This is a genomic window from Pseudomonas sp. D4-21 (assembly GCF_051132125.1).
GTDB lineage: Bacteria > Pseudomonadota > Gammaproteobacteria > Pseudomonadales > Pseudomonadaceae > Aquipseudomonas.
In genome coordinates this window covers 3,358,812-3,384,988 of sequence record NZ_CP071664.1, presented here as the reverse complement: position 1 = coordinate 3,384,988, position 26,177 = coordinate 3,358,812, and the positions used below count along the sequence as shown (strand labels likewise).

At 60.4% G+C, this 26,177-nt stretch carries 29 protein-coding genes; 8 read left to right on the top strand and 21 right to left on the bottom strand.

Annotated features, from left to right (window positions below; translation table 11 throughout):
• Nucleotides 1-23: 23 nt before the first annotated feature.
• The 4 genes from gabT to J3Q04_RS15040 all read left to right on the top strand — a co-directional run bounded on the left by gabT (nt 24) and on the right by J3Q04_RS15040 (nt 3,030).
• Nucleotides 24-1,319 carry a 4-aminobutyrate--2-oxoglutarate transaminase gene (gene gabT, locus J3Q04_RS15055; RefSeq protein ID WP_434610904.1) on the top strand — a complete coding sequence of 432 codons (1,296 nt, stop codon included), beginning with the start codon at nt 24-26 and terminating at the stop codon, nt 1,317-1,319.
• 38 nt (nt 1,320-1,357) lie between these two features.
• Nucleotides 1,358-2,014 carry an HAD family hydrolase gene (locus J3Q04_RS15050; RefSeq protein ID WP_434610906.1) on the top strand — a complete coding sequence of 219 codons (657 nt, stop codon included), beginning with the start codon at nt 1,358-1,360 and terminating at the stop codon, nt 2,012-2,014.
• Between the two features lie 45 nt (nt 2,015-2,059).
• The gene (locus J3Q04_RS15045) at nt 2,060-2,548 is read left to right on the top strand and encodes an Lrp/AsnC family transcriptional regulator (protein ID WP_420767674.1); all 489 of its coding nucleotides are present in this window, start codon (nt 2,060-2,062) and stop codon (nt 2,546-2,548) included.
• A gap of 74 nt (nt 2,549-2,622) precedes the next feature.
• Nucleotides 2,623-3,030, top strand: a complete 408-nt coding sequence (locus tag J3Q04_RS15040; RefSeq protein ID WP_434611552.1) for an ester cyclase — start codon at nt 2,623-2,625, stop codon at nt 3,028-3,030.
• A 64-nt stretch (nt 3,031-3,094) separates the two neighbouring features.
• Here the strand turns inward: J3Q04_RS15040 and J3Q04_RS15035 are convergent, their stop codons facing one another.
• The 4 genes from J3Q04_RS15035 to J3Q04_RS15020 all read right to left on the bottom strand — a co-directional run bounded on the left by J3Q04_RS15035 (nt 3,095) and on the right by J3Q04_RS15020 (nt 7,078).
• Nucleotides 3,095-4,048, bottom strand: coding sequence for an alpha/beta fold hydrolase (locus tag J3Q04_RS15035; protein ID WP_434610909.1), 954 nt, complete (start codon nt 4,046-4,048; stop codon nt 3,095-3,097).
• A 200-nt stretch (nt 4,049-4,248) separates the two neighbouring features.
• A complete protein-coding gene (locus tag J3Q04_RS15030; protein WP_434610911.1) occupies nt 4,249-5,049 on the bottom strand; it encodes a DUF6630 family protein in 801 nt (266 codons plus the stop codon).
• Nucleotides 5,050-5,053: 4 nt separating this feature from the next.
• Entirely contained in the window at nt 5,054-5,215 is a 162-nt protein-coding gene (locus J3Q04_RS15025) for a DUF2986 domain-containing protein (protein WP_420767676.1), read from the bottom strand.
• A 96-nt stretch (nt 5,216-5,311) separates the two neighbouring features.
• Nucleotides 5,312-7,078: a S8/S53 family peptidase gene (locus J3Q04_RS15020; RefSeq protein WP_434610913.1), complete on the bottom strand. Its 1,767-nt coding sequence runs from the start codon at nt 7,076-7,078 to the stop codon at nt 5,312-5,314.
• A 145-nt stretch (nt 7,079-7,223) separates the two neighbouring features.
• On the opposite strand from J3Q04_RS15020, the gene J3Q04_RS15015 reads away from it, so the two are divergent.
• The 3 genes from J3Q04_RS15015 (at nt 7,224) to J3Q04_RS15005 (ending at nt 9,606) form a co-directional block, all read left to right on the top strand.
• On the top strand, nt 7,224-7,964 hold the full coding sequence (locus tag J3Q04_RS15015; protein ID WP_420767678.1) for a gamma-glutamyl-gamma-aminobutyrate hydrolase family protein: 741 nt from the start codon (nt 7,224-7,226) through the stop codon (nt 7,962-7,964).
• A 153-nt stretch (nt 7,965-8,117) separates the two neighbouring features.
• On the top strand, nt 8,118-9,341 hold the full coding sequence (locus J3Q04_RS15010) for a colicin E3/pyocin S6 family cytotoxin (protein WP_434610915.1): 1,224 nt from the start codon (nt 8,118-8,120) through the stop codon (nt 9,339-9,341).
• Between the two features lie 10 nt (nt 9,342-9,351).
• Nucleotides 9,352-9,606 carry a colicin E3-like toxin immunity protein gene (locus J3Q04_RS15005; protein ID WP_434610917.1) on the top strand — a complete coding sequence of 85 codons (255 nt, stop codon included), beginning with the start codon at nt 9,352-9,354 and terminating at the stop codon, nt 9,604-9,606.
• A gap of 24 nt (nt 9,607-9,630) precedes the next feature.
• Here J3Q04_RS15005 and J3Q04_RS15000 read toward each other — a convergent pair whose 3' ends face one another.
• The 5 genes from J3Q04_RS15000 to J3Q04_RS14980 all read right to left on the bottom strand — a co-directional run bounded on the left by J3Q04_RS15000 (nt 9,631) and on the right by J3Q04_RS14980 (nt 13,591).
• The gene (locus tag J3Q04_RS15000) at nt 9,631-10,563 is read right to left on the bottom strand and encodes a hypothetical protein (RefSeq protein ID WP_434610919.1); all 933 of its coding nucleotides are present in this window, start codon (nt 10,561-10,563) and stop codon (nt 9,631-9,633) included.
• Between the two features lie 272 nt (nt 10,564-10,835).
• Complete coding sequence (locus tag J3Q04_RS14995; protein WP_420767681.1) at nt 10,836-11,129, bottom strand: antibiotic biosynthesis monooxygenase family protein; 294 nt, start codon at nt 11,127-11,129, stop codon at nt 10,836-10,838.
• Nucleotides 11,130-11,170: 41 nt separating this feature from the next.
• Complete coding sequence (locus J3Q04_RS14990; protein WP_434610921.1) at nt 11,171-12,145, bottom strand: zinc-dependent alcohol dehydrogenase family protein; 975 nt, start codon at nt 12,143-12,145, stop codon at nt 11,171-11,173.
• Between the two features lie 61 nt (nt 12,146-12,206).
• A complete protein-coding gene (locus J3Q04_RS14985) occupies nt 12,207-12,509 on the bottom strand; it encodes an ArsR/SmtB family transcription factor (RefSeq protein WP_434563579.1) in 303 nt (100 codons plus the stop codon).
• Between the two features lie 191 nt (nt 12,510-12,700).
• On the bottom strand, nt 12,701-13,591 hold the full coding sequence (locus J3Q04_RS14980; RefSeq protein ID WP_434610925.1) for an MBL fold metallo-hydrolase: 891 nt from the start codon (nt 13,589-13,591) through the stop codon (nt 12,701-12,703).
• Nucleotides 13,592-13,743: 152 nt separating this feature from the next.
• On the opposite strand from J3Q04_RS14980, the gene J3Q04_RS14975 reads away from it, so the two are divergent.
• Nucleotides 13,744-14,715 carry a GlxA family transcriptional regulator gene (locus J3Q04_RS14975; protein ID WP_434610928.1) on the top strand — a complete coding sequence of 324 codons (972 nt, stop codon included), beginning with the start codon at nt 13,744-13,746 and terminating at the stop codon, nt 14,713-14,715.
• Nucleotides 14,716-14,742: 27 nt separating this feature from the next.
• Here J3Q04_RS14975 and J3Q04_RS14970 read toward each other — a convergent pair whose 3' ends face one another.
• The 12 genes from J3Q04_RS14970 to J3Q04_RS14915 form a co-directional block, all read right to left on the bottom strand.
• The gene (locus J3Q04_RS14970; RefSeq protein ID WP_434610930.1) at nt 14,743-15,483 is read right to left on the bottom strand and encodes an HvfC family RiPP maturation protein; all 741 of its coding nucleotides are present in this window, start codon (nt 15,481-15,483) and stop codon (nt 14,743-14,745) included.
• Complete coding sequence (locus J3Q04_RS14965) at nt 15,476-16,327, bottom strand: HvfB family MNIO-type RiPP peptide maturase (protein ID WP_434610933.1); 852 nt, start codon at nt 16,325-16,327, stop codon at nt 15,476-15,478. The genes J3Q04_RS14970 and J3Q04_RS14965 overlap by 8 nt, the downstream gene beginning before the upstream one ends.
• A 67-nt stretch (nt 16,328-16,394) precedes the next feature.
• Nucleotides 16,395-16,922 (bottom strand): HvfA family oxazolone/thioamide-modified RiPP metallophore, encoded by a 528-nt coding sequence (locus J3Q04_RS14960; RefSeq protein WP_434610936.1) that lies wholly within the window; start codon nt 16,920-16,922, stop codon nt 16,395-16,397.
• A 483-nt stretch (nt 16,923-17,405) separates the two neighbouring features.
• On the bottom strand, nt 17,406-18,485 hold the full coding sequence (locus J3Q04_RS14955; protein ID WP_434563591.1) for a protein-glutamate methylesterase/protein-glutamine glutaminase: 1,080 nt from the start codon (nt 18,483-18,485) through the stop codon (nt 17,406-17,408).
• Nucleotides 18,486-18,487: 2 nt separating this feature from the next.
• Entirely contained in the window at nt 18,488-18,985 is a 498-nt protein-coding gene (gene cheD, locus J3Q04_RS14950; RefSeq protein WP_434563593.1) for a chemoreceptor glutamine deamidase CheD, read from the bottom strand.
• Entirely contained in the window at nt 18,982-19,818 is an 837-nt protein-coding gene (locus tag J3Q04_RS14945; RefSeq protein WP_434610939.1) for a CheR family methyltransferase, read from the bottom strand. Before J3Q04_RS14945 ends, cheD begins: the two co-directional genes overlap by 4 nt.
• Nucleotides 19,815-20,351 (bottom strand): chemotaxis protein CheW, encoded by a 537-nt coding sequence (locus J3Q04_RS14940; protein ID WP_420767692.1) that lies wholly within the window; start codon nt 20,349-20,351, stop codon nt 19,815-19,817. The genes J3Q04_RS14945 and J3Q04_RS14940 overlap by 4 nt, the downstream gene beginning before the upstream one ends.
• A gap of 39 nt (nt 20,352-20,390) precedes the next feature.
• Complete coding sequence (locus tag J3Q04_RS14935; RefSeq protein WP_434610942.1) at nt 20,391-22,049, bottom strand: methyl-accepting chemotaxis protein; 1,659 nt, start codon at nt 22,047-22,049, stop codon at nt 20,391-20,393.
• Between the two features lie 32 nt (nt 22,050-22,081).
• The gene (locus J3Q04_RS14930; protein WP_434610945.1) at nt 22,082-24,178 is read right to left on the bottom strand and encodes a chemotaxis protein CheA; all 2,097 of its coding nucleotides are present in this window, start codon (nt 24,176-24,178) and stop codon (nt 22,082-22,084) included.
• Between the two features lie 39 nt (nt 24,179-24,217).
• Entirely contained in the window at nt 24,218-24,502 is a 285-nt protein-coding gene (locus J3Q04_RS14925; protein ID WP_420767695.1) for an STAS domain-containing protein, read from the bottom strand.
• Nucleotides 24,503-24,517: 15 nt separating this feature from the next.
• Nucleotides 24,518-24,886 (bottom strand): response regulator, encoded by a 369-nt coding sequence (locus tag J3Q04_RS14920; RefSeq protein WP_003180343.1) that lies wholly within the window; start codon nt 24,884-24,886, stop codon nt 24,518-24,520.
• A gap of 9 nt (nt 24,887-24,895) precedes the next feature.
• Nucleotides 24,896-25,807, bottom strand: coding sequence for a methyl-accepting chemotaxis protein (locus J3Q04_RS14915; protein WP_434635644.1), 912 nt, complete (start codon nt 25,805-25,807; stop codon nt 24,896-24,898).
• Nucleotides 25,808-26,177 lie beyond the last annotated feature (370 nt).

The following is a 26,177-nucleotide window of genomic DNA, read 5'->3' as shown; positions in this document are numbered from 1 at the left end:
GCGGCTCACGATGGGAAATGCCAATGAACAGTAAAGTCGAAGAAACCCCGAGTCTGCTCCGTCAGCGTGATCAATTCGTGCCCCGTGGGCTGGTGACCGCGCACCCGTTGGTGATCGATCGGGCCCAGGGTTCGGAGTTATGGGACGTGGACGGTAAGCGCTACCTGGACTTCGTCGGTGGCATCGGTGTGCTCAACATCGGCCACAACCACCCGAAAGTCGTCGCGGCGGTGCAGGCTCAATTGCAGAAAGTCTCCCATGCCTGTTTCCAGGTCGTGGCCTATAAGCCGTATCTGGATCTGGCTCAGCGCCTGTGTGAAATGATCGGCGGCCAGCACGACTATAAGGCAGCGTTTTTTAGCTCCGGCGCCGAAGCCGTGGAAAACGCCGTGAAAATCGCCCGTGCCCACACTAACCGCTCGGCAGTTATTGCCTTTCGTGGCGGCTTCCATGGCCGCACGTTGCTTGGCACCACCCTGACCGGCATGAGCCAGCCCTATAAACAGAACTTCGGGCCGTTCGCGCCGGAAGTCTTCCACACGCCTTATCCAAACGCGTATCGAGGCGTCACCGGCGAAATGGCGCTCCAAGCGCTGGACGAGCTGCTAGCAACCCAAGTGGCGCCCGAGCGAGTGGCGGCGATCATCATCGAGCCGGTGCAAGGTGACGGCGGTTTCCTCTCGGCGCCCACCGAGTTTCTCCAGGGCCTGCGCGCGCTGACGGACAAACACGGGATTGTACTGATCCTCGATGAAATCCAGACCGGCTTCGGACGTACCGGCAAATGGTTCGGTTTCCAGCATGCCGGCATCCAGCCAGACGTGGTCACCGTCGCCAAGAGCCTGGCCGGTGGCTTGCCACTGTCGGGCGTTGTCGGCAAGGCCGCGATCATGGATGCGCCGCTGCCCGGTGGCTTGGGCGGCACCTATGGCGGCAACGCGTTGTCGTGCGCGGCGGCGCTGGCGGTGATCGACGCCTACGAGCAAGAACAGCTTTTGGCCCGCGGCGAGGCGTTGGGTGAACGGTTGCGCCAGGGCCTGTTGGCGTTGCAAACGCGCTATCCGCGCATTGGCGATGTGCGGGGCAAGGGTTTCATGCTGGCGATCGAGCTGATCAAGCAGGACGATGCGCGTACGCCGGATGCGGAGCTCAACCAGCGGCTGATCGACGAAGCCCGTGCCGGTGGGCTGCTGGTGATCAAGTGTGGGGTGTACCGCAACGTCCTGCGTTTCCTCGCGCCGCTGGTGACCACCGAAGCGCAGATCGACGAAGCGTTGCAGATTCTCGAAGGCGCCTTGGCACGGGTCTGTGCCGTTTAGGGAGCGTTGATCGATGGGACATCATCGGAGGCTTACAGATGAAGCTGACTGAATACCAGGCGTTGCTGATCGACTGCGATGAGGTCCTGGTGGATCGTGATTCAGGTGTCTGGGCGGCCTTGCAGCCGTTGTTGGAAAACCATGCCGGACCATTGGACAAAGCCGCGCTGCTCGCCGATTTCAACGAGGTGCTGCAATCCCTGTATCCGCGCTTCGGCGAGTTGGGCTTCAGTGGCCTGCTGTGTTTCGCCCACCGTCAACTGGCCGAGCGCTGGAAGCTCAAGGCCAGTTGGGAGGAGGGCATGAGCTTCGCCCGCTCGGCCGCGGGCTGGACGCTGTTCGAGGACGCACCGGGAGCGATGCTTTACTTGCGCAAGTTCTATCGGTTGTTGGTATTGGGCGACCGCGACGCCGAGGACCGTGGCGTGTTGTGCGGGCGCCTGGGCATCGAGCCGGAGGATTTCATTTCGCTGGCGAGCGCGCCGCTGCAGGATCGTGACTGGCTGGACGCCAATGGGCTGGACGCGGCGGCGATCCTTCACGTGACCCGCCCTGGCACAGGGTCGCGGGCGGTTGGGGCGGTGTGCCTGATCTGTCGCGACCTCGACACCTCCCCGGCACCCTGCGCGGCGGACTACTGCATCAACAGTATGGCGGACCTGGTGGCTCAGCATCAGCTGTCTTTACGGCGCTGATTTTGTTAGAAGATTGTCTTACAAACGGCAGGCGAGGGGTATGCGATGGAAGGTTTAGCGAAACTGGACCGGATCGACATCAGCATTTTGGTCGAGCTTCAAAAAGACGGTCGCATGACCAACGTCAGCCTGGCCGACGCTGTGGGGCTGTCAGCCAGCCCATGTCTGCAACGGGTCAAGCGCCTGGAGTCGGCGGGGTATATCTCCAGCTACAAGGCCCATCTCAATCTTGCCAAGATCACCGATTCGGTGACGGTGTTCACCGAAGTCACCCTGAGCGACCACAAGCGTGAGGACTTCGCCAAGTTCGAGTCCAATATTCGCCTCGTCGACGAAGTGCTCGAATGCCACTTGATCAGTGGCGGCTACGATTACCTGGTCCGTTTCATGACCCGCAGCATCCAGGATTACCAGGACGTGATGGAAAGCCTGCTGGACAAGAACATCGGCATCTCCAAGTACTTCAGCTACATCGTCATCAAGTCGCCGGTTCGCAAGGATGAGATTCCGTTGCGCAAACTGTTGCGGCATTGAAGGCGCTCGTCCAGAACCACTGGCCTTTGTCTGCGGTCACTGCCAGGTAACCCTCGCTGATGGAGGACCTGGACATGGACCTGGCCGAGCAATACCGCAACTATATCGCCTGCCTCAATGCCCGTCGGTGGCAAGACCTGGGCAGCTTCGTCGACGACAGCGTGCACTACAACGGAGCCCCGGTGGGCCTGGCGGGTTATCGGGCGATGCTGGAAAACGATGCGGGCACGATCGCGGACTTGCGTTTCAATATCGACCTGCTGGTGGTCGAACCGCCGAATGTCGCGAGTCGTTTGCTTTTTGATTGCTCGCCGCGCGGACGTTTCCTCGGATTGGACACCCGCGGTCGGCGGATTCGATTTTCCGAGAACGTGTTTTATACCTTCGAGCAGGGCAAGATCGTTCGGGTGTGGTCGGTGATCGATAAGGCGGCGGTGGAGGCGGCGCTGCAACGCCAAAGCCCTTTCGAAGAAGGGCCTTGAGCAAAATCATGTGGGAGCGAGCAGGCTCGCTCCACAGGGGTTACCGTCCAGGGCGATCCGAGCCTCATTCCTTGAGGAAAGTCAGCAGGTCCTGATTGAGACGGTCCTTGTGTGTCTCGGTCAGCCCGTGCGGCGCACCGGGATAGACGAGCAACCGGGCACCCTTGATCAGCGCTGCCGAGGCGCGGCCTGCAGCGTCGATGGGCACGATCTGGTCATCGTCGCCGTGGATCACCAGCGTCGGCACGTCGAATTTCTTCAAGTCGCCACGGAAGTCGGTCGCCGAGAATGCCGCGATCGAGTCATAGGTGTTCTTGCTGCCGCCCTGCATGCCTTGAACCCAGAACGATTGGATCAGGCCTTGGGATGGCTTGGCGCCTTTGCGGTTGTAGCCGTAGAACGGACCGGACGCGATGTCCAGGTACAGTTGCGAGCGGTTCTCCAGGGAGGCCTTGCGCAGGCCGTCGAAGACTTCGAGCGGCAAGCCGCCGGGGTTGGTATCCGTCTTGAGCATCAGCGGTGGAACCGAGGACACCAGCACGGCTTTTTTCACCCGGGCTGTGCCATGGCGACCGATGTACCGAGCCACTTCACCGCCCCCCGTCGAGAAGCCGACCAGGGTGACATTCTTCAGGTCCAGCGCTTCGATGACCGCCGCGAGGTCGTCGGCGTAGTGATCCATGTCGTTGCCTTCCCAAGGTTGGCTGGACCGCCCATGACCGCGGCGGTCATGGGCGATCACGCGGTAGCCCTTGGACGCGAGGAACATCATCTGTCCTTCCCAGCTGTCGGAATCCAGCGGCCAGCCGTGGCTGAAGGTGACGACCTGGCCATTGCGCGGGCCCCAATCCTTGTAATACAGCTGGACGCCATCTTTGGTGGTGATGTAGCTGGCGGACTGCACCACGCTGCCGATTGCCGAGGCGCTGGCGCCGGCCTGGACAGGTGTCGCCGCTTCGGCGCCGAGGGTGGCCAGGGCCAGGGTTGCGACAGCCAGGGTGCGGTTGATTGTGTTCATCGTTTCTCTCTCCATAAGGGACGGTTTGATCTGCCGAGATCGTCGTCGATCCCGTTGGTGGGCAGATTAGAGAGGGCGCAGCGGAACGAGAACGGCGCTGGCGTCGATAGCAACTATGGGGATTTCAGATACCCGTGTTCTGCTTCCTGGGTGTGCAGGGTTTTGTGGCAAGGGAGCTCCCTTGCCGCAAAACAGCAGGATCAGCATTTGTAGACGATGCCCAGCCTGCCCATGATTTCCAACGCATTGGCCAGGCCCAGACCGTTCATCGGCAGGCATGCAAACGCTTGGTACTCGTCGAAATGCGTGCCGATGGCCAACAGCTTCAGATCGTGGATTTCCAGTCGTGCATTGAAATACTGGAGCAGCGCCCGCTCCCAATCGTCGGCGTGATTGACTGCATCGACGACTGTGCCGTCGGGCGTGGGGATTTCAATGCCCCGTTCGCGCAGGGGGGCGAGGGCGTTGATGGCGTAGACGCCAGACAACGACCATTCCTTCCACTCGAACTCAGCCATCCGATGCGTGCTGACAAGGGCCGATTGCAGCTGAGTCCACGCCCAGTCCCATCGGCCGGTAGCCGCCGGCATGTTTTCGATCAGCGCTTGCGCGTGTGTCTCGTCGAACAGGCAGTCGAACAGGTCCGCCAGCGTATCGGCCGGATCCGGTGGTGGCGTTTGCCCCTGAGTGTCCAGGTCACGACTCAGACGCTGCCACAGGCTGCCCAATTCCAGCCAATCGTCCTCGTCCATGGCATCGTCGATCACCTGGGCCTTGTGGCCTCGGTGGTAGTTATCCAGCCGCGTCTTGCGCACACGTACCGCGCCCTCGGCCAGGTCGACCTTATAGCTGCTGTGGTCCAGGTAGTTGGTCTGGAGAACGATGCGATCCACGAATATGTCGTGGACGAGGCTTTCCTCTGCGTCGAAATAGGCCGCGCCTTCGAGTGTGCCGTGGGCGGTGATGACGCGTTGAAGCGACAGGGGGTCAATGGGGTTCAAAGAATCAGCTCTCAGGGGAAACGGTCGAGTCCGGTCCGGCTTCAGCCGCCATTTTCAGTCGGTCGGCTTTGCTGATGTATCGGTCTTTGCTTTTCGGTGCCAGCTTGGCACTGGCTTTTTTGGCGTTGGCCTTGAGCAACTGGTTTATTTTCTTGCGACGATTCATGTTGTTCCACTTGGGCGCGTAAGAGGCTGGGGGTCGATCATACCGCCAGTCGAATAAGTTATCGCCGAAAGTGTAGCGCTGATTTTGAGCCCTGCATCAACGCACCCGGCTGCGACTCTGCACCGAAAGATCCAGCGCCTTTTGCATGTCCAGCCGTGCCGAACGCCCTACGTCCTTGTCGTTGAGCTGGTAATTGCGCTCCGACGGCAGGATGGGTGCGGTGAGGTCTTCGCCGTCCATTTGTTCGAAGTCGTGATTGTCGCCAATGGTCATGGCGCTGCGTCGCAGGAGCATGCGCAGCTGTTCGGGGTGAAGTTGCGGGTTGATCGACAGCATCGCTGCCAGCAGGCCGGTGACCATGGGTGTGGCGTACGATGTGCCGCAATGCACCGCGCCATCCTCGCCGGCATTGGGCGTCGAGGCGTGGGTGCACGCGGCGGCGGTGATGTCGACGCGCATGTCGATATTCGAGGAGTTGCGCTTGACCGCGTAGCCTGGGTCATCGACGGCGACGCCGGCCCGTTCGCTACGCTGGTGTCCGCCGACCACCAATAACTGTTCGGTAATGAACGAGGAGGGCAGGCGGTATTCATCGGTGCCAGAAAATGACGACCCATTGCCAGCGGAGTTCACCACCACCACGTCGGGATGTTCCTTGCGCAGCCACAGGAAAAACTCTTCCAGCAGTTCTTCGTAGCCGCTCATGGCAATACCCGAACGCAGCAGCGAATCGACGTCATCGCCCTTGACGTCTTTCGCTCCCACGCGGTGGATGCCCCAGCTCCAGTTCAGCACACGCACGCCATCCTCGACGAGGTTCACCGAGGCGGCGATGTTGGCTGTGATCCCTGCGTCCGAATTTCGCTCGACGATCACTTCGAAGCCGCCGCTCGCCTTGTCCAGGCCCCGCAGCAAACCGGTGTTGCCACCATCGTTCCAGCGCGCGGCGAGAATGCCGGCGACGGTCGTGCCATGGTTGTCGGGTTTGTTCGCATCACGGGCGTAGACGCAGGTGCGCGGCATTGAGCAGGGGCCAAGATAGTCGGCAAAATCCGCCGTGTCGAAATCCACGTCACGCTCGATCAAGCCGATGCGCACCGGCTGCGGTTGGATCGGCGCCTGCTGCCCGGGGATACGCCGCTGGTAGTAATGCACCGCGTCGAGAAAGCGATTCGCGGCCCATTCATCGGAGCCCTGGGCCGGTTTCTTGGGCTCTTCGGGCTGGGTGGGCGCTTGCTCGGTTTCTTCGGCCCCGGACTCTTCGATCACTACGGCATCGACGCTGGTTTCGCCGCCCAGGCGCAGCACCAACGCGTCGCGCTGCATCAGGTCCCTGGCCGGCAGGCGCAATTGATACACGTTGAGCGGCGCGATGCTGCCGACCACCCTGGCCCCGTACTTGTTGGCGAGACGTTCCGCCTCCTGGCGGCCATCGTGGCTTTCCTCGATCAACACGCTGACCAGATCCACATAGGTGGTCAGGCCGTCCATGTTCTTGGTCACCTCATCCGGCCCGGCCGCGACGACATGACTGCTGCGCAGGGTCAACCAGACGGCATTGCTGGCGCGCGGACCGTCTTCCAGCCAGAGCGGCCCGCTTTGGTAGTCGGCCTTGTCCAAATGCAGACGCAGGCGTTGGCCGTCACGCTGGACCCTGTCAGCGGGAATCGCTTTTTCACCGAGTTTCAGTTGCGGCGTTGCTTCACCCAGCCCTCGCGCGGTCAAGCACCACTCCTGGCGCTCGATTTCGAGCAAGTCGCCGCAGCGCTTCAGGCTTTCCAGGCGCAACGGCTCTTGCGCCATTGCAGACGTGCCGGCAGACAACGCGATCAAGGTGACGAGGACAGCGGATCGTAAGGGCATGGGTGAGGTTTCTTTGCCGGGGTTTGCTGTTCCGACCGCTGTGTCGATGGCTTCGTTCAGGCAATGGCGCCAGCCGTCATCAAAATTGAACAACCGAACCCGCGCCGAAATCCGATCCATAGGCAACTGAAAAACGGGGAACCCTATGTCTCGTCCACCCATGATCGGAATCATCGCCTGTTCAGGCAAGGTCGGCCCACACACCGTCCAGCTCAGCAACGACAAATACGCACAAGCCGTCGCGACCGCCGCCGAGGCACTGCCGGTGATCCTTCCGGTGGTTGCGTCACTGATCGATCCGGCTGACGTCATCGCTGGCCTGGACGGGCTGCTTTTCACCGGCTCGCCTTCCAATATCGAACCCCATCACTACGGCGGCCCACCCAGCCCGCCTGGCACCGAGCACGACCCGGCCCGGGATAACCTGGCGCTGCCGCTCTGGCGCGCCGCTGTCGAGGCCGGTCTTCCGGTGCTTGGCATCTGCCGCGGCTTCCAGGAAATGAATGTCGCTTTTGGCGGCACGCTCCATCAACAACTCAACGGCCCCGGCGCCGAGCACGAGCCGCCGAGCAACGAGCCGGTCCAGGACCAATACGCCCGCAACCATGCACTGACCGTGCGACCGGGCGGGGTGTTGGCGCGGTTGGGGCTCAAGGAACAGATCGAAGTCAACTCCGTCCACGGCCAGGGCATCGCACGGGTGGGGCAGGGTTTGCGCATCGAAGCCGTGGCGGAGGATGGCCTGGTGGAGGGGCTTTCGGTGGAGGGCAGCCGGGCGTTTGCGTTGGGGGTGCAATGGCACCCGGAATGGGAAGTGACGGAGCATCCGGATTATCGGGCGATCTTTCGCGCGTTCGGAGAGGCGTGCAGGCAGCGGGCGAGCTAATCCGGTTCGTGACACAGACGCAGATCTTGTTGCCTTGCCGGCCCACACCGTCTGAGGAAAACGGAACGGGCAATTCGAGAAGCGTCTGACAGCGCCGCATGAGTCCCTTGCGATAGCGTCCGTCCTGAATTTTCAGGATGAGAATCGCGATTCGTGACGCGCCCAAACAATCTGCCAAAAGTCAAAAATCCACGGTCCGGCGAAGGGCACAACATTTCCTACCGGGACATGACGTCCAGCGAGCTGGCCGAGTACGAGGCACTCCAGCGCAGTCATGACGCCATGCTTGCGCGACAGGCCGCCTACGAAAAGGAAAGATGGGGCAAGGTCGAAAAAAAATCCCTGCCCATCACCGGGTCCGTTTTCGCTAAATGCTGCGAGCTCCCCAACGGCATCATCGACTACAACAACCCCCATGGTTTCATTCCGCCGGAGCTGGTCAAGCAGTACGGCGACTTGAAGTGGCTTGGCGGCCGCGAGGCCGACGATTCCGGGACTGTCCCCCTCAAGCAGATCGGCTCAACTGCAATTCCCGCTACATTGGGCAGACTCGCCCTGGGCGGCTGCGCCGCGACAACTGCGGGAGCCGCTGCAGGCACGGTTGGCGCGGCGCTGTTAACGGGGATCGTCGCCTTGCTTTGGCCTTCCAGCCTGGGCGACAGCGCGCTCTACAGCGAAGACCAGCTACGCCAGCTAAAAAAGGCCCGCAGCCGCATGCGCTTGAGCATCGAGCAACAGGCCGACGGCAGTATCAAGGGTTACGGTTTCTACACCGGTCAGAACCGCGGCTGGGAAATGGTCGACGTCGTCCACCTGACGCCGCGCGCCGACCAATACATCGCCGACCTGGGCGATGGCATCGAACTGATCTGGACCCCAGCCACCGACCCCTCCGAAACCCTCGGCATCCCCGCCCTGGAAGCCGCCCCCCAAACCCCGCATATCTGGATCTACCCGTCGACGCCGATGGCGGACAGCATCATCGTCAATCCGATCTATCCGCCGGAGTACAAGGATTTCATTCTGGTGTTCCCGGTGGACTCGGGGGTTCGGCCGGTTTATGTGGTTTTGAGCATCCGCCGAAAGGGTCTGGCCGAGGCGGGCCACGACTATCATCCTGCTCCGAAGACACATGAAATTACGGGCTTCTCTGGTCTGAAGAAAGGCAAGAAGAAAACTCCGGTGCAAGGAGGCGGAGGCTTAAGAGATCGCTGGCTCGACGCCAAAGGCCGGACCATTTACGAGTGGGATGCCTCGCACGGTGAACTGGAAGCTTACCGAGCAAGCGACGGAAGTCATTTAGGTGCATTCGATCCAATTACTGGCGAGCAGACAGATGGCCCTAAGAAAAATCGCAGCATAAGAAAGTATTTGTGAGGATCAAAAGATGGGACTCAAATTGCGACTTGAGTGGTATAGCAAGCAAACGGAATCCTTCGAAGGAGAAGAATATACAGAGGATCTGGGTGATGATGGCTCGGTCGTGGAGGCTTTAGGCATCCCGTTCGATAACAACATAAATAACGGGGGGTTTGATCTCCTGTTGGACTGGGTAGGAATTATCCAGCCGTACTTTCAGCATTCAATCGATTGGGCGAACTACGACTATCAAATAGCTTTTGATTATCTAGATAGCTGGTAATCGAGAGGAGAAAACGGGACGGATCTATTTTGACTTCAACCGCCCCTCGATCGCCACTCGCACGCAGCCCCAGGCGATGACGCCGATGATCAGCAACTCTGCCAGGCCGATAATCAAGTGGAATGAAAAGGCCACGGGCTGTTCGGTCCAGTAGAAAATCGTCGGGCGAGTGCTGCCGATGCGTATCCGTCCGGTAAACAGCGACGGCGTCCATGCGATCAGACGGGTCAGCTCCAGCACAACCAGGAAAGCGCCAATCAAGGCGAGCAGGGCGCGTGCGGGGATGCCTAGTTGTTCGGTCGACTCAGCCGAAGGCGTGAGTGCCTTCGCTTTGTGTTGCCTGGCGATCTTCGCCGGCGTTGGAGTAGGCCTGTAGGGCACTTTCGAAACGGCCGTCGAACCGACAGCAACCTCCGTGGGCATCGGTACCTGCAGGTAGTCGCTCAGCTCACGCAGCCACCGCTCGGTGCGTTCACTGCCCGGCACCACCGCAACGTTGTCACTTGTCAGGCGGTGGGTGGCGCCATCGCGCATCACCAGCCACAGTTGGGTGTTGGCTGGTTTGGCCTGTTGATGGCGGCGGAGCTCGAGGTGCTTGACGGCGTCGAACCTAAACACCGAATGCACCCGTTCGCGGCGTGCAAAGAAGTTCCAGGTACGGCGCTTGCCTTCACCGTCGATACGCGACAACAGCAAGGTTTCGCGGGTGCCGGTGTAAAGCATCAGCGCCAAGCCTAGGGCAGCAATCAGCAGCAGCCCGAGCACGAGCAGGAGTGAGGCCAATGGATCCATGCCTGTCGGCGACAAGTCGGCATCTGTGATTGCGAGCACGGCCGCCACTGGAAAAATGAAAGTCATCGCGCTTGTCAGCAGCACGAATCCGCCCTGCACCCAATTGATCGAGTGGATATGCAGGTCATCCCGCGCGGTACGCTCGAATCGATATCCAATCAACATGCAGACCTCCTGGCGCACCACTTTCAAGACCGCTTCAAGTTGCGAACAGCCATTGGCCATGGCTGTTTTCTAGCCGCGCAGAATACCTCTTTCGGCGGGTTCTCGGCATGCTTGATGGCGTGTGCGCGTAGGCATAACCACCGCCGACCTGCCAGTTTTCGGTCGATCCGGAACACCGCCAGGCAGGCATTCGGAATGAATTGGGGCCTAAGTCAAACGCCAAAACGCCCGATACGGTGTATCGGGCGTTGGGGTGGAGATGTACATCTGTCCTAAAAACTGCCTCCCTCGATGTGGTAGACCTTCGGTTCATCCGAAAAATATTCCTCCAATCCCATCATGAATATCCGATGGTCTTCACTCTCTTCGAAACCCGGCGTGTGATCTTCAAGTGACTGCCATCTCACGATCAGGTTGAATTGTTCAGGGGTTTCAATCCCGGGCGCCAGCAAGTGACCGCCGTATCCCTTTGCACGGGTGAGCAGAGGAGCGACCTCGGCAAACGCACGTCGGAACATTTCAATGCGGTCCTTGTGAACGGGGAGCAGGGCGATCTCGTAAATCATGGCGTACCTCGAAATGACATGAACGGTTAAAAAGTACGGGCTTATGAGATGAGCGATGGCTCAACGGCGATCGCGATTTTTCCTAGAACGCCGTTGTTGGGACTTTCCAGCCGTGCATGGGCGAGCGGGATGTCGGCAAGGGAATAGACCGCGCCAACGTGTGGCCGCAACTGACCTCGTGCTATCAATGCACTCAACTCATCGAGTTTGCCTCGGTTCTGCCTTGTGAAAACGAAGTGATAACTCGCGTTCTTGCCCCAGGCCTGAACCAGGTTTTGCGGTTGTGCAATGTCCACGATGCTGACTACGCGACCAAGCTGTGCAAGTGTGTCGGGGCTGCGTGACAGTGCATTGCCGCCGATGGTGTCAAACACGACGTCAACCCCACGGCCTTCTGTTTCCCGCGTGATGGCCTCGACGTAGTCCTCCTTCTCGTAATCAATGACGACATCGGCCCCCATACTGCGCGCGAATTCGAAGTTCGCCTCGCGCACGGTCGTGTATACCCGTGCTCCGATGGCTTTCGCCAACTGGATCGCCACGTGACCGACACCTCCCGCGCCGCCGTGTATCAGAATGCTTTCTCCCACTCTGAGCGACGCACGCACGACCAGTGCTTCCCACGCCGTCCCGCCAACCAATGTCAGGCTCGCCGCCTCAAGGTGGCTTAGCAAGGGAGGCTTTTTGCCGATGATGCTCTCAGCAGCTACGTGGTACTCGGCGTAACTTCCTGGGCCATCGAATATTTGCGGGGTGTACCAGACTTCGTCTCCGGGAGCGAAGGCTGTCACGCCCGGCCCAACTGCTTCGACAACGCCCGAAATGTCGTGTCCGGTGATGGCCGGCAGTGGCACCAGATCCGGATAGTCGCCGCGTCGGACCTGGTAATCCAAGGGATTGATGGAGGTGGCATGCACCCGGACCAGGACTTGCCCTGCATGCGGCACGGGTTTGGGCACATCGCGAAGTTCAAACGATTCCGCACCGCCAAATGATTTCAATACCATCGCTTTCATAATGACACCTCATATCTATAAAAAGGGATATCGAGATATCTCGATATTTTACGGCAAAAAATTAGAGCTCTTTCCCTATGATTTCAGCAAGGGTGCTGATGGCCGCTTCATTACGCTTGTAGTAAGTCCACTGACCGATGCGCCTGACTTCCACCAGACCCACTCGTTGCAGCGTCGCAAGATAACCAGACACCGTGGATTGGGACAATCCGATGCCTTCCTGGATACTGCTGACGCAAACGCCCACCGTGAGAACGTCACCTTCATCCTGCGGAGGGAAGTTCTTTGTCGGGTCCTTCAGGCCTTTCAAGATTTGAAGGCGTGTAGGGTTCGATAGGGCTTTAAATACTTCGATCAATTCCATGGAGTGGATAATATCGAGATTTACCGATATGTCAATACGATTTTCAATGAATCCTTTGGGCGGTAGAGAACTCCGCGCTTTGGGTCACCCCCAACACAATCCCTGCGCCTTGAACGTTTCAAGCGCCACCACCGCGCCGGCATCGAGAAAGGGGGCAGATTTATTGATTAAATAAACCTGCCCCTTTTCGCTTAGAATTCCAGCGAAGCACCGTCCTCCGGAATATCTACACGTTCCTCAATCCCTTGCTTCTTAACGTAGGCGCGCAGTTCTTCACGAGTGAGGGACATATGGTTGATCGCGTCCATGTGCACCGCGACAATGTGTGCGTTTTTCGCGGCTTTTGAGGCGCGAAGCACATCATCTTCACCCATGATGATCGAACCTTCGAATCCTGCCATTTTTGCTTTGCCGGCGTTGAGCACGATTACTTCCGGACGGTACTGGTTGATGGCCTGGTCTACCTCGTTACGCCAAATCGTGTCACCGGCAAGGTAGAGAGTCTTATAGCCTGGCGCCTGGAAAACCACGCCCATGGCTCCGCCCAGAGGTTTTGCGAGCGCTGGCACGGCATACATTTCGTCAGTGCCATGCTGGCCGCCGGTCTTGGTGATTTTGACGCCGCCGAATTCCGCTTCGTCAGTTAGTACGCGTACGTCCTTGAAACCTTGGGAACGAATCAGTTGCGCATCTGCTTCATGTTGAGCGAACAACGGAATGTCTTTAGGCAGCGCTTTTTGTGCGGCATCGTCCCAGTGGTCCAGGTGTGTATGGGTGACGATGACGGCGTCGACCCCGGCGATAACCTTCTCCGGCGATTGGGTGAGATCAACCAAGGGGTTGCGAAGGTTGCTTCGATAGGTGTTTTCAAAACCCGGATAGGCGCCTTTTTTTGCCAGCATCGGATCGATCAGGAAGGTGGTGTCACCGAAGGTGATTTTTACCGTCGCGTTGCGGACCTGCTGCAAATCCAGTTTATGAGGGGCGCCAGGCGCCTTGGGAGTAGTTGAACCGGCGTACGAAGGGGTAGCGGCCACGGCGCAAGCAATGCTGAGGGCAAGCTGTAACGTTCTGAGTTTCATAAAAATCATTCCTGTTGTTTACCACGAGGGGTCCATTCTTCCCGAATGTCTCGGGGGTCAACAGTGGCCCGAACGACACATTTCGATATAATCGGGCCAACTGATCAACGTTGTTCACCTTGAGCCCTACGGGGCGAACCGAGGCTGCCCCCATGCTCTCCGTACGCGTTGCTGTTTTAGCTTTCGAAGGCGTCAGCCTTTTCCACCTTTCGGTGCCGGGAATGGTATTGGGAACCGCCCAGCCTGCGCCCGATGGGCCTCGGTATGAAATCAATTACTGCGCAGAAGTGCCCGGAATGGTCGGTACCGACCAAGACATTGGGTTGTCGGTAAGCCTCGGCCTGGAGCTGATGGAAACCTGCGACGTCATCATCATCCCGGCGTGGGGCGATCAATCCCTGATTGCATCGCCCCAGCTCGTGGAAGCGCTGCAGCTGGCCAACACGCAAGGCAAGCTCATTGTGGGATTGTGTTTGGGGGCATTCGTCCTCGGCGATGCCGGGCTGCTCGATGGAAAGGAAGCCACTACCCACTGGGCTGCCCGTGACCAGTTTGCGCAACGTTTTCCCAAGGTTCGATTCAAACCCGAGGTGCTTTACGTCCGTGCCGATAACATCGTGACGTCCGCGGGCACCGTAGCGGCAATCGATTGTTGCTTGCACCTGGTGCGCGAGCGCCTCGGTGCGGACGTGGCGAATCGCACCGCGAAAATGCTGGTGACACCACCTCACAGGCCGGGAGGCCAGGCGCAGTATGTTGAACACCCAGTGCCAGCATTCGCTGGCGAGACTCATTTATCCGACGTCCTGACATGGGCCCGAATGAATCTGTCCAGTGACCTGTCTCTCGACGCTCTGGCAGACACGGCGAAAATGAGCAGGCGGACGTTTACCCGTCGGTTCAAGGAGGCGACGGGCACAACCGTGTCCAAATGGTTAACTGCTGAACGAGTGGCCAGAGCGCAGGCATTGCTGGAAACGACTGAGTTGCCCATCGAATGCATCGCAGGGGAGGTGGGGTTTGGGACGTCATTGTCGTTGAGGCAGCACTTTGGCGCGCATCTGGGGACGTCGCCTTCTGATTATCGGAAGATGTTTTGTCTTGGGGTGGGGCGCAAGCGTTGATGGAGATGTATCTTTCGATGGTCTTGCTCACCCCCAACGCGTTCCCAACACAATCCCCTGCGCCTTGAACCCCTCAAGGGCCGCGACCCCCACCGGCATCAACTCACGCACCGTCACTCCTGCCGCCTCGGCCAACGCAACCAGATGCTCCCGCCCGCTGCGCCTATGCTCCGTCAGCGAAACCAGCAGCGCATAAGCCATTGGCGCAAGGCGTGAAAACGTCACGTGCCCACCACGGCGCTGAAGCAGGACCAACGTCGGGGCCGTTGGTTTGTCGATGGGCCGATGATCCGGCCCGATGTCGCACACCGGCCATTCATAGGCGTGTGCCCACGCGAGTTCCGACATCACGGGCGTGCCTTCAACCAGATTGCCGTGGGGATTGTGTGCGGGCTCCACCGCATCATTCAGCAACAGGGCGCTTTCGCTCCATTCGTGTTGCGCCAGCTCGGGCAGCCAGGCGGGGTGGTTCTGCGAGCACGCACGTTGTTCCAGATAGCTGACAAACTCCCCGCCCAGCTGCGTGAACAGTGGCGTCTGGCAACGGTAGTTCGCGTAGAAATCGTGGACCAGCCATCGCCAGTCAGCGTCTGGCAGGGTTTGGTGGATGACCGGGAAGCTGGCGGCCAGCAGTGATTCGATGCTGCCGATGAACAGTTGCCGGTAGACGGCCAGGCGTCGGGTTTCAATTCCCGGCGGTGGTGGGTTTTGAGGATTGCGGACGTAATTGGCCATGCAGTTGAGTTGGTCGAGCAGTTGTTCAGGCATGGCGGGCCTCCGGTGTTGCCGGGCAAGCGAGTTTTTGAAGGTGTTTGATCTGCCCGACTTCAGCGAGCAGTTCCGACAAGGGTGGGAAGTTGTAGTCGCGTTCCAGCAGGGTTGGTACCGAGCCGAATCGTTGATACGCCTGGTGTAGCAGCGTCCAGACGTCTTGCTTGACGGCCGCGCCGTGGGTGTCGATTTTCAAATCCTCGGCTTCGTCAAAATGGCCTGCGACGTGCAGGTAGGTGACGCGTTGGGCCGGGATGGCGGCGAGGAACTTCTCGGCGTCGTAACGGTGATTGATCGCGTTGACGTAGAGGTTGTTGACGTCCAGCAGCAGGTCGCAGTCGGCTTCCTGTAGCACGGCGGTGATGAAGTCGATCTCGCTCATGGCCTGGAAGGGCGCGGCGTAGTAGGAGATGTTTTCCACCGCGATGCGCTGGCCCAATACGTCCTGAGCCTGACGAATGCGGGCGGCGACGTGATGGACGGCTTCTTCGGTAAAGGGGATCGGCAAGAGGTCGTAGAGGTGACCGCTGTCGGAGCAGTAACTCAGGTGTTCGCTGTAGAGCGCCACGGCGTAGCGATCGAGGAAGCGGCGAGTACCACGCAGCAGTTCAATGTCGAGGGGCTGCGGACCGCCGAGGGACAGGGACAGGCCGTGGCAGGTGATGGGGTGCCGTGCGGCGAGTTGGTCGAGTTGTTCGGCGTAGACGCCGCCGACACCGATCCAGTTGTCCGGGGCGCACTCAAGGAAATCCACGGCGCTGGGGGCCATTTCCAGTAGGTCGCTTAGCAGGGCACGGCGAAGGCCGAGTCCGGCGCCGGAGGGTGAAGTGAACGTGCTCATCGCGCTTCTCCAGGGGATGGCCAAACCCTCCCGGCCTGGGCGGCCGGGAGGGAGGAGCGAAGGGGATTTACTCCTTGGCCTGGCTCATATGGATGAACAGCTCAGTCGGTACTTTCTTGCCATTGGCTGTGTATTGGCCGGTGCGGTATTTGTAGGTTTCCGCCTCGGACAGGTAGCCGTCGTGGTTACTGTCAATCTTTTCGAACTCGGCTTGCTGGGTCGGCGCGACGGTGAGGAATTCCTTCAGCGACACACGAGCATCGTCGTCAGTGTCGGTACGAGCGAAGGACGCGTCGCCACATTTGCCTTCACCGCACTTGCCTTCTGCCGCGGTGACTTTTTTGCCCGATTCGGCGGCACCGCATTTGCCTTCACCACACTTGCCTTCAGCCTGTGTGGCCTTTTTGGCCGATTCGGCAGCGCCACATTTGCCTTCACCGCATTTGCCTTCGGAGGTCTTTTCAGCCGAAGCCAATTGATAACCCTGGGCCAGGGCGTCAACGGCGAAAGCGGACTGGGCCAGGCCCAAACCGCCGGACAAAGCCAGGGCGGCGAGGGCGAGGCGAGCGGAGTTCGAATTTTTTGTACGCGTCATGAGATTTCTCCAGATAAGAGCTGTGTGGCCCCTGGCAAGCGTTGCGCGGGGCGTGTGCCGTGGCGGTGTCACGTTGCTTGCCCGGTGCTCGGCACGTCGGGTCGAAGCAAGGCGGGACTGGCCTGTTCGGACGGGGCCATTTGGCGCTTGTCGTGTATCTGGGATGTGTCATGCGGCGGTGTGTTTGTATTGCTGTGTGTCGTGGATACAGAGCGCTGCGAACCTTTTTCCGCTGATCCGTATTTTTCGCTTACAGGTGCGTCTGTAACGGTCTCAGTTCTCGTCCCACAATTCGATCGTGCCGCAATGGCTCTATTGGGAGAAAGCTCATGGCGAAGATGGCGATTTTTCTGGGTGGTTTCCTGGCGCTGACGCTGCTGATTGGTGTGCTGGCGACGATCTCGCCTGTTTAAGACAGCTTTTGTGTGGCGAGGGAGCAAGCTCCTTCGCCACACAGCTTTCACTTGAGAAAAGATGCGCGGATCAGCGGTGCAAGATCACCTGCGCAATGTCCAGCAACGGCATCACCCGTTGGGCGGCGTTGAGTTTGATCGCTTCCTTGGGCATGCCAAAAACCACGCAACTGGCCTCGTCCTGGGCAACGGTGGCGCTGCCGGCATCGAGCATTTCCTTGAGGCCGCGGGCGCCGTCGTCGCCCATGCCGGTCATGATGATGCCCGTGGCGTTACGGCCGGCGAACTTGGCCACCGAGCGAAACAGCACATCCACCGAGGGGCGATGGCGATTGACCAACGGGCCGTCCACCACTTGCACGTGATAGAACGCGCCGCTGCGGGTCACCATCATGTGCTTGCCGCCGGGGGCGATGAGCGCCAGGCCCGGGTGAATGCGGTCGTTGTTCTTCGCTTCGCGCACTTCGATCTGGCACAGGCTGTTGAGCCGGGCGGCGAATGAGGCGGTGAATTTTTCCGGCATGTGCTGGACGATGACGATGCCCGGGCACACGCGCGGCAGGGCCGTCAGCACCGCCTCCAGGGCCTGGGTGCCGCCGGTGGAGGTGCCCATGGCGACGATGCGTTCGGTGGTCTGGGCCATGGCGTGGCCGTTGGCGGCGGGCAGCATCGCGTCAGCGCTGAGTTTGGCCGCCGGGGTCAGCGGGGCGGCCGGGGCCGGGCGTTTACCCAGGTTGCGGACGTTGACCTGGGCGGCGGCGCGGATGGCCGAGACCAGTTCCGACGCCGAGTCCAGCAAGAAGTTCTTCAGGCCGCTAGTGGGCTTGGTGATGATTTCCACCGCGCCGGCGGCCATGGCTTGCAGCGTGGTTTCCGCGCCCTTGGGCGTCAGGGAAGAACAGATCACCACGGGCGTGGGCCGTTCGCTCATGATTTTTTTCAAGAAGGTAATGCCGTCCATGCGCGGCATTTCCACGTCCAGCACGATCACGTCGGGCCATTCCTTCGCCAGTTTATCCATGGCGAAGATCGGATCGGACGCCGCGCCGATAACGTTGATGTCCGGCGTGTCACTCAGGATCGCCAGTAATACCTGACGGACCACGGCGGAATCGTCCACCAGCAATACATTGATTTTTCTGCCTGGCATGGTTAATTCAAGGTCCTTATTGGTTGGTGCCTGACCCAGACATCGCCATTGCACAGGTCGAAAACAATACTTCGGTAGCCAGTGCTACCCATGTCCTGGGCAATCAGGTCCAGGCGATAGAGGGCGGCCATTTCCAGCGCGGCGTTGACGTTCAACCGCGCCACGTCGCCGAACGCCACGTGGCGTTGCAGCTCGGGAAACATTTCGCCGCCGCCGAACAGCTTGAGCTGGTATTCCTCGGGTTCGGTGCGATGGGCCCGCGCCTGGCGGACGAACAACTCAAAGGCTTCATCGGCGTACATCCCATTCAGCGCCGTGGAGCAGCGTACCCGGTTGGGCAACATGAAGTGGCACATGCCGCCGATCTTGCGCCGTGGATGCCAGAGGGTGATGGCAACGCATGAGCCAAGGATCGTGCGCAGCCGGGTCGGGCAGGTCGCAAAGCGAAACTCCCCAGGCCCCAGATAGACTTCGGCGACTGGCTTTATCGCGGCGTTCATGGCTTGCGATAAATCGAAGGCGCGACCAGCTTTAACGCATCGCAAACGCCGTTGAGGCTCTCCGAATGGCTGACGATGAAATACCCACCGGGCTTGAGCCGGGGGATCAGTCGGGCAACCACTTTGCTTTTGGTGGGCTGGTCGAAATAGATCATCACGTTGCGCAGGAAAATCACATCGAACTCCCCCAACTCCGGAAGCGTGTCGTTGAGATTGACCTGGATGAAGTTGACCCGGTTGCGCAACGCCCGATCGATGAGGAAGGTGCCTTGCTGATTGCCGGTGCCCTTGAGGCAATATTTCACGAGTAACGAATGGGGCAGGTTGCGGGCGCGCTCCATCGGATAGTGCCCAGAACGGGCCTTCGCCAACACTTGCATGCTGATGTCCGAGCCGATGACTTCCCAGGGCGTGGTGCCCAGGCTTTCGGCCAGGGTCATGGCGAGGCTGTAGGGCTCCTCGCCGGACGAGCTGGCCGCGCTCCACAGGCGAAAGGTCTTGCCCGGCGTCGCATGGGGCAGCACATGATCGCGAAGAAAATCGAAGTGCTTGGGCTCACGGAAAAAGTAGGTTTCGTTGGTCGTGAGCAGGTCCAGCGCCACTTGTAATTCGTCGCTGCGCTGGCCGCTCATGATCAGCTTGAAATACTCGCCGTAGCTGTCCAGCTCATAGTGCTTGAGGCGCTTGAACAGGCGCCCGGCCACCAGGGCTTTCTTGGCCGGCGACAGGTTGATGCCGGCGGTCTGGTACAACCAGGATTGAAACTGGCCGAACTCCCGGTCAGTGAGCGCCATTGAATTCACTGTGCGTTCCTTGCAAGTGTCCGTGCTCATGAGTCTGGCGCTTCCAGTGCGGCGGGGCTGGCTTGGGCGAGTTCGGACATTTCGTCGATGGACAGCACCCGATCCACCTCCAGGACGATGACGAACTTGCCCTCGACCTTCGCCATGCCGCTGATGAAGTCGGCGCGAATTTTCGCGCCGAAACTCGGTGGCGGTTCGATCTGCGAGGCCGGGATTTCCAGCACCGCCGATACAGTGTCGACCAGCAGCCCGATGTCCTGGGCCAGGCCGTCAGCGCTGGCGGCCTCGATGATCACTACGCAACTACGGCGGCTGATGGTGGAGTTCGGCCGGCCAAAACGGGCCGACAGATCCACCACCGGCACGACCGCGCCGCGCAGGTTGATCACCCCGCGAACGAAGGCCGGCATCATCGGCACGACGGTCAGGTTTCCGTATTCGATGATTTCCTTGATGCACAAGATGCCGATGGCGAACATCTCTGTGCCGAGCATGAACGTCAGGTACTGCGCTTCTTCCTCGACCGCGCTGGCGGTCTGACGTGTGGTCGCGATGGCGCCCATTGCCTTTTCTCCTTTAAGCAAGCCTATGGAACCGAGCCATCAGAACCGGGTGAATTCCGATTCGTCCGGCGCGCTGGCCATGTTGTAGGCAAACGCCTTGGGCATCACCGGTGCCGGCGCCCGGGCCGGTTTGCGGCTGGAGGGGCCAGGCGTGTTGTCGATCCGGGCGACCTGGGCCGCGGACTTGGAGGGCGTGTCCAGGGTGAAGAAGCTCATCGCCTGTTGCAGTTGTTCGGCCTGGCTGCTCATCTCTTCGGCGGTGGCGGCCAGCTCTTCGCTGCTGGAGGCGTTCTGCTGGGTCACCTGGTTGAGTTGGGTCATGGCGGTGTTGATCTGCGCCACACCGGCGGCCTGTTCTTCGGACGCGGCGCTGATTTCCTGCACCAGATCCGAGGTCTTGTTGATGGACGGGACCATCTCGTTCAGCAGGTTGCCGGCCTTCTCGGCCATGTCGACGCTGCTGGACGACAGCTCGCCGATCTCCTGTGCCGCGACTTGGCTGCGCTCGGCCAGTTTGCGGACTTCGGCAGCGACCACTGCGAAGCCTTTGCCGTGCTCGCCGGCGCGGGCCGCTTCGATGGCGGCGTTGAGCGCCAGCAGGTTGGTCTGGTAGGCGATGTCGTCGATGATGCTGATGCGTTGGGCGATTTTCTTCATCGCCACCACGGTCTGCTGCACCGATTCGCCGCCGTCGGTGGCTTCCTTGGCAGCCTTGCTGGCCATGCCGTCGGTCACCTTGGCGTTCTCGGTGTTCTGGTTGATGCTGGCGCTCATCTGCTCGATGGATGCGCTGGTTTCCTCGACGCTGGCCGCCTGTTCGCTGGTGGCCTGGCTCATCGACTGCGCGGTGGCGCTGACTTCTTCGGAAGCGCTGGCGAGATTGTCCGCCGCGTTGCGCACTTCACCGATGATATGCGACAGCTTGCCGACCATGTTCTGCATAGCGTTGAGCACCATGCCGGTTTCGTCTTTCGAACCACTTTCGATCTTCGCGTTCAGGTTGCCCTCGGCCAGTTGCTCGGCCACCACCGCCGCCTGTTTCAACGGACGGGAAATGATGCGTGAGACGAACAGCGCCAATCCCAGGCCCACCAGCAGGGCCGCGACCAGCACGGCGATGATCGACAGGCGTGCGTTTTCATACAAGCGGGTGCCGTGCGCACTGGCGACGTCAGCGCCGGCCGCGTTGAGCTCGACAAGTTTTTGCAAGTCGTTGGTCACCAGGTCGAAGCGATTCTTGGATTCGCCCTTGAGCATCGCCTGGGCTTGCTCGGTCAGGTTCTGCCGGGACAATGCGAGCAGGTCTTTGCTGATTGCAAGGTAAGAAGCCCAGTCATCGCGGGTGGTTTCGAATGCCTGACGATCCTCAGCGCTGGAGAGCAGTTTCTCGTAAGTGCCCAGGCGCGTTTCGAAGGCCTTTTTGGCCTCCTCGGCTTCTTGCTCGAGGGTGACGCGCTCCTGTTCGGAGTCGGCGGCGATATGGCGATTCTCCTTGAGGCGAAAACTCGCCGCAAAAAAGCGCATGCCTGAAGCGGCGCGCATGGACGGCATCCAGTTCTCACGGATATCAAGGGCGGTGCCGTTCACCTGGCCCAGTTGGATGATCGAGAACACGCCCATGACGGCGGTCAGCGCCAACACCACGAGAAATGAAGCGATCAGTTTGGTGGCGATTCTAAGGTCGTAGAACCATTTCATTGGGGAATACCTCTCCATGGAGTGTTGAAGCGTCAGCGAGCGTTGGCTTGTTGTAATGGGGTCGAGTTGTAGCGGTTTTCTATTTGTGCGATCTGGGTGAGCAGGGCCGGTACGTCGAGGATCAACGCCACGGCACCGCTGCCCAGAATGGTCGAGCCGCTGATGCCGCGCAGTGCGCCGAACAGCTTGCCCAGGGGCTTGATCACGGTCTGGAATTCACCCAACAGGTCATCCACCACCAGCCCGGCCTTGAGTTCGGCGTAGCGCACCACCACCACGTTCTGCCGGCGCGAGGCCGGACCTTCGTGATGAAAGTGATCGCGCAAGTACACCAATGGCAGCACCTCGCCCCGCAGGTCGAGGTAGCCTTGTTCGCGGCTGGCGATGCCATCGTCTTCGCTCAGCTCGATGCATTCCTGGACCATGTCCAGCGGAATGACATAGGTGGACTGGCCGATGCCGACCAGGAATCCGTTGATGATCGCCAGGGTCAGCGGCAGTCGGATGCGCACCACGGTGCCCTTGCCCGGCTGGCTGTCCAGGTCGACCGTGCCGCGCAGCAGCGTGATGTTGCGCTTGACCACGTCCATGCCCACGCCGCGCCCGGACAGGTTGGTGACGGCCTGGGCGGTGGAAAAGCCCGGTTCGAAAATAAGGTTGTAGATTTCCTGGTCGGTCAGGTTCGCGCCCGCTGCGATCAGCCCACGTTCGTGGGCTTTTTCCAGGATGCGGTCGCGGTTCAGGCCGGCGCCGTCGTCGGCGATTTCCAGCACGATGCTGCCCGAGTCGTGGTAAGCGTTGAGGTGCAAATGCCCCTTGGCCGGTTTGCCTGCCTCCAGCCGCGCCTCAGCGGTTTCGATGCCATGGTCCATGGCGTTGCGCAACAGGTGCATGAGCGGGTCGCCGATCTTTTCCACCACGGTCTTGTCCAGCTCGGTTTCCGCGCCGCTGATGATCAGGTCGATGTCCTTGTCGAGCTCCTGGCTGACATCGCGCACCACCCGACGAAAGCGGTTGAAGGTCTCGCCGATGGGGATCATGCGCAGGCGCAAGGCGCCGTCGAGAATCTCCTCCACCAGCCCGGATACCGACGAGGTGGCTTCCTGCAATGGGTCGTTCTGGCAGTTACGGGCCAACAGGCTGGCGCCGGCGCTGGCGATCACCAATTCACCGACGAGGTTGATCAGTTCGTCGAGCTTGTCAGCATTGACGCGCACGTACGCGCCGTCCTTGGTTTTACTGTCACTGACCACGGCCTGCTTGTCAGGCGCGACCTGGGCAGGCATGCGCGGGGTCTTGCGTTGGTCCTGCATCAGCTCGCCCGTGGTGACCATGGCGGTGCTTTCGTCGCTCTGTGCCTGGGATGTCGCGACCTCGCCGATGCTTGCCTGGGCCTCGACGTCTTGGGCGACGATTTCGATCGCACAGTCTTCCCGGACGAAATCGAACACTTCATTGATCGCGGTATAACCGGCGGCGGAGCGGAACGCGATGTCGAAGCCCAGGTAGCAGGATTCGGCATCCCAGGTGTCGATGGCCGGCATCGCCTCGGTGAGCGTGGTGATGTCGACGATTTCACCCAGGGTCTGCAAGTAGCGCAGGAACGACAAGGGGTCCATGCCGTTGCGGAACACGTCCTGGCCGAAGCGCAGGGAGATGTGCCAGAGGCACGCTTCGGCTGAGCCGGTTGGCTCGGCTTGGGTTTCACGATCCGGTTCGGTCGCGGTCGGGGGCGCCTGGTACTCCTGCAGGAGCTGGCACAGTTCCATTTCCCGCGCCAGGGCAGGGGGCTGCAACGTCGAGCCCTGGTTGGCGACCACGTCGATCAATTCGAGCATGTGGTCGCCGGACTTGAGCAGCACCGCGATCAAGCCAGGGTCCACCGCGACGCTGCCCTCGCGCAGGCGATCGAGCACATCCTCGACGATGTGGGTAAAGCTGACGATCGGCTCCAGGCCGAACAGTCCAGCCGACCCTTTGATCGTATGGGCCGCTCGGAAGATCGCGCCGATGGCGTCATCGTCGCCGGGGTCGTTTTCCAATTGCAGCAACGATTCTTCCATCGCCTGCAGTTGTTCACGGGCCTCGACGATGAAGGTTTGTTGTGCCTGATCGAGATTGATGCTCACGCTCATATCCTTTGTCGTGTCCGACGTGTTGCAAAGGGACTATGCAACCAGGTTGCACAGCGCCAGTGTTTCGGTGACGGCTTTGCTTGGGTCGGCCACCGTCAGTTGGGTCCCGGCCTTGGGCGCCTCGCGCTGTACCATCAGCAGCAATTGCAGGCCGGCGCCATCCATCTCGGTGATCTGCGACAGGTCCAGCACCATGGCGGGCGTGGCCCCCAACCGTGGCAGCAATTGCGCGGCCAGGTCGGCGGCGGTGTAGATCGTCAGCTCGCCGTCGATCTGCACCTGCGCGGTGTCATTTTCTACTTCGTACAGCAGCGGCATTGAAGCCTCCAGCCATCAGGGAAGAATCAGCTTGGACACCGCCGCCAGCATCTGCGCTGGCTGGAACGGCTTGACCACCCAGGCCTTGGCGCCTGCGGCCTGGCCCTCTTGCTTCTTCGATTCCTGGGATTCGGTGGTGAGCATGATGATCGGCGTGAACTTGTAGCTGGCCAGTTTCTTGACCTCCTTGACGAAGGTGATGCCGTCCATGTTCGGCATGTTCACGTCGCTGATGATCAGGTGCACTTTCTGGCCGTTGAGCTTGCCCAGTGCATCCTTGCCATCGCTGGCCTCGATCACGTCGTAGCCGGCACTTTTCAACGCGATGCCGACGACCTGCCGAACGCTCGCGGAGTCGTCGACAACCAATACATTTTTCGCCATGAGGGGCTCCTAAAAGAAGGTTATTTCCTGTGAAGTCTGTTGCGCGGCCGAGTCGCCGTGATGGTTGCGGCGTTGCTCGTCGGTGGCGTAGGTGGTTTCCATGCGCGCCAGCCATTGGCGGGCGTCGATGGAGATGGCCTGTTCGGGCGACTGGCTGGCTTGCTGCATGTGCACATGCAGGTCCTCGATGTTGTCGCGCACGTGGCTGAGGATCTGGCTGACCCGATCCTGGAATTGCAGGCTGACCAGCACTTGGGTGAGTTCGTCTCGAATACCGAAACTCTCCCGTTGCAACATGTCGGCCGAATCGGCGAGGCGGCCGGTGACGCTCTGGAAGCGTTCGAGCACGCGTTGGATGCTGCCTTCGGACACGGCCACGGACTGGCTGTCCTGGTCGGCGCCGCTGGAAGCCGCCTGCACCAATTGGGTGATGGCGGTGTTGATGACATCGACCTTGGCCGACATCTGTTGGCCGGTCTCGCTGGACTTGCTCGACAGGGCCCGCACGGCATCTGCCACTACCGCAAAACCGCGTCCGGCTTCGCCTGCGCGGGCGGCTTCGATGGCGGCGTTGAGGGCCAGCAGGTTGGTCTGGGCGGCAATCGCAGCGACATCCGCGGCCATGGTCCGCAACTCGCCAGTGTAGGCCGTCAGGTTGCGCACTTGGGCCAAGGTTTCATCACGGCTGGCCTGGGTGCTCTTCAGCGAATCGATCACCTTCACCAGTTCGCCTTCGCTCTGCGCCAGCACCTGGACGGCACCGCCACCACCACTGCCCGCCAACTCGCCAGCGGCCAGTTGCGAGGCTTGTACGGTTTCTTCGAGACGCGAGGAAATGCCGGTGAAGCGGCTGGTCAACGAGACGATCGCGGTTTCTGTCTGCTGCCGTGAGCTTTCGACTTGCTTGGCCCAGATCGGCATCGCGCCGAGGATCACTTCGTTGAGTTGCGCGCTGCTTTTGTGAGCGCCATGGTCGGCTGCTTGCAGTTCATGATGGGCGATGGCCGCTGCGGCCACCTTGTCCAATTGCAGGCGCTGCGAACGCGCGCCCCAGATACCGGCACCCACGCCAAGGACCAGAAGCACAGCACTGAAACCGATGTTTTGAGCGCTCGTGCCATTGAGTACCAGCAGCCCTGCGCCGGCGATGATGGCAACGATCAAGGCGTGCCAGGAGGTGTGCGTCTGGGATGTGGCAAGGGAATGGTCGTGGGAATACGACATCATGGTTCGGTCCTTGAACAGTATTGCTGACAGGATATTTGCGAATAACTGGTTATCTGCAAAGTCG

What these genes read in the sequence shown, in the direction of transcription:
- gabT (WP_434610904.1), top strand. Translation starts at nt 24, where the DNA reads ATGAACAGTAAAGTCGAAGAAACCCCGAGTCTGCTCCGTCAGCGTGAT.
- J3Q04_RS15050 (WP_434610906.1), top strand. Translation starts at nt 1,358, where the DNA reads ATGAAGCTGACTGAATACCAGGCGTTGCTGATCGACTGCGATGAGGTC.
- J3Q04_RS15045 (WP_420767674.1), top strand. Translation starts at nt 2,060, where the DNA reads ATGGAAGGTTTAGCGAAACTGGACCGGATCGACATCAGCATTTTGGTC.
- J3Q04_RS15040 (WP_434611552.1), top strand. Translation starts at nt 2,623, where the DNA reads ATGGACCTGGCCGAGCAATACCGCAACTATATCGCCTGCCTCAATGCC.
- J3Q04_RS15035 (WP_434610909.1), bottom strand. Translation starts at nt 4,048, where the DNA reads ATGAACACAATCAACCGCACCCTGGCTGTCGCAACCCTGGCCCTGGCC.
- J3Q04_RS15025 (WP_420767676.1), bottom strand. Translation starts at nt 5,215, where the DNA reads ATGAATCGTCGCAAGAAAATAAACCAGTTGCTCAAGGCCAACGCCAAA.
- J3Q04_RS15020 (WP_434610913.1), bottom strand. Translation starts at nt 7,078, where the DNA reads ATGCCCTTACGATCCGCTGTCCTCGTCACCTTGATCGCGTTGTCTGCC.
- J3Q04_RS15015 (WP_420767678.1), top strand. Translation starts at nt 7,224, where the DNA reads ATGTCTCGTCCACCCATGATCGGAATCATCGCCTGTTCAGGCAAGGTC.
- J3Q04_RS15005 (WP_434610917.1), top strand. Translation starts at nt 9,352, where the DNA reads ATGGGACTCAAATTGCGACTTGAGTGGTATAGCAAGCAAACGGAATCC.
- J3Q04_RS15000 (WP_434610919.1), bottom strand. Translation starts at nt 10,563, where the DNA reads ATGTTGATTGGATATCGATTCGAGCGTACCGCGCGGGATGACCTGCAT.
- J3Q04_RS14995 (WP_420767681.1), bottom strand. Translation starts at nt 11,129, where the DNA reads ATGATTTACGAGATCGCCCTGCTCCCCGTTCACAAGGACCGCATTGAA.
- J3Q04_RS14990 (WP_434610921.1), bottom strand. Translation starts at nt 12,145, where the DNA reads ATGAAAGCGATGGTATTGAAATCATTTGGCGGTGCGGAATCGTTTGAA.
- J3Q04_RS14985 (WP_434563579.1), bottom strand. Translation starts at nt 12,509, where the DNA reads ATGGAATTGATCGAAGTATTTAAAGCCCTATCGAACCCTACACGCCTT.
- J3Q04_RS14980 (WP_434610925.1), bottom strand. Translation starts at nt 13,591, where the DNA reads ATGAAACTCAGAACGTTACAGCTTGCCCTCAGCATTGCTTGCGCCGTG.
- J3Q04_RS14975 (WP_434610928.1), top strand. Translation starts at nt 13,744, where the DNA reads ATGCTCTCCGTACGCGTTGCTGTTTTAGCTTTCGAAGGCGTCAGCCTT.
- J3Q04_RS14970 (WP_434610930.1), bottom strand. Translation starts at nt 15,483, where the DNA reads ATGCCTGAACAACTGCTCGACCAACTCAACTGCATGGCCAATTACGTC.
- J3Q04_RS14965 (WP_434610933.1), bottom strand. Translation starts at nt 16,327, where the DNA reads ATGAGCACGTTCACTTCACCCTCCGGCGCCGGACTCGGCCTTCGCCGT.
- J3Q04_RS14960 (WP_434610936.1), bottom strand. Translation starts at nt 16,922, where the DNA reads ATGACGCGTACAAAAAATTCGAACTCCGCTCGCCTCGCCCTCGCCGCC.
- J3Q04_RS14955 (WP_434563591.1), bottom strand. Translation starts at nt 18,485, where the DNA reads ATGCCAGGCAGAAAAATCAATGTATTGCTGGTGGACGATTCCGCCGTG.
- cheD (WP_434563593.1), bottom strand. Translation starts at nt 18,985, where the DNA reads ATGAACGCCGCGATAAAGCCAGTCGCCGAAGTCTATCTGGGGCCTGGG.
- J3Q04_RS14945 (WP_434610939.1), bottom strand. Translation starts at nt 19,818, where the DNA reads ATGAGCACGGACACTTGCAAGGAACGCACAGTGAATTCAATGGCGCTC.
- J3Q04_RS14940 (WP_420767692.1), bottom strand. Translation starts at nt 20,351, where the DNA reads ATGGGCGCCATCGCGACCACACGTCAGACCGCCAGCGCGGTCGAGGAA.
- J3Q04_RS14935 (WP_434610942.1), bottom strand. Translation starts at nt 22,049, where the DNA reads ATGAAATGGTTCTACGACCTTAGAATCGCCACCAAACTGATCGCTTCA.
- J3Q04_RS14925 (WP_420767695.1), bottom strand. Translation starts at nt 24,502, where the DNA reads ATGCCGCTGCTGTACGAAGTAGAAAATGACACCGCGCAGGTGCAGATC.
- J3Q04_RS14920 (WP_003180343.1), bottom strand. Translation starts at nt 24,886, where the DNA reads ATGGCGAAAAATGTATTGGTTGTCGACGACTCCGCGAGCGTTCGGCAG.
- J3Q04_RS14915 (WP_434635644.1), bottom strand. Translation starts at nt 25,807, where the DNA reads ATGCCGATCTGGGCCAAGCAAGTCGAAAGCTCACGGCAGCAGACAGAA.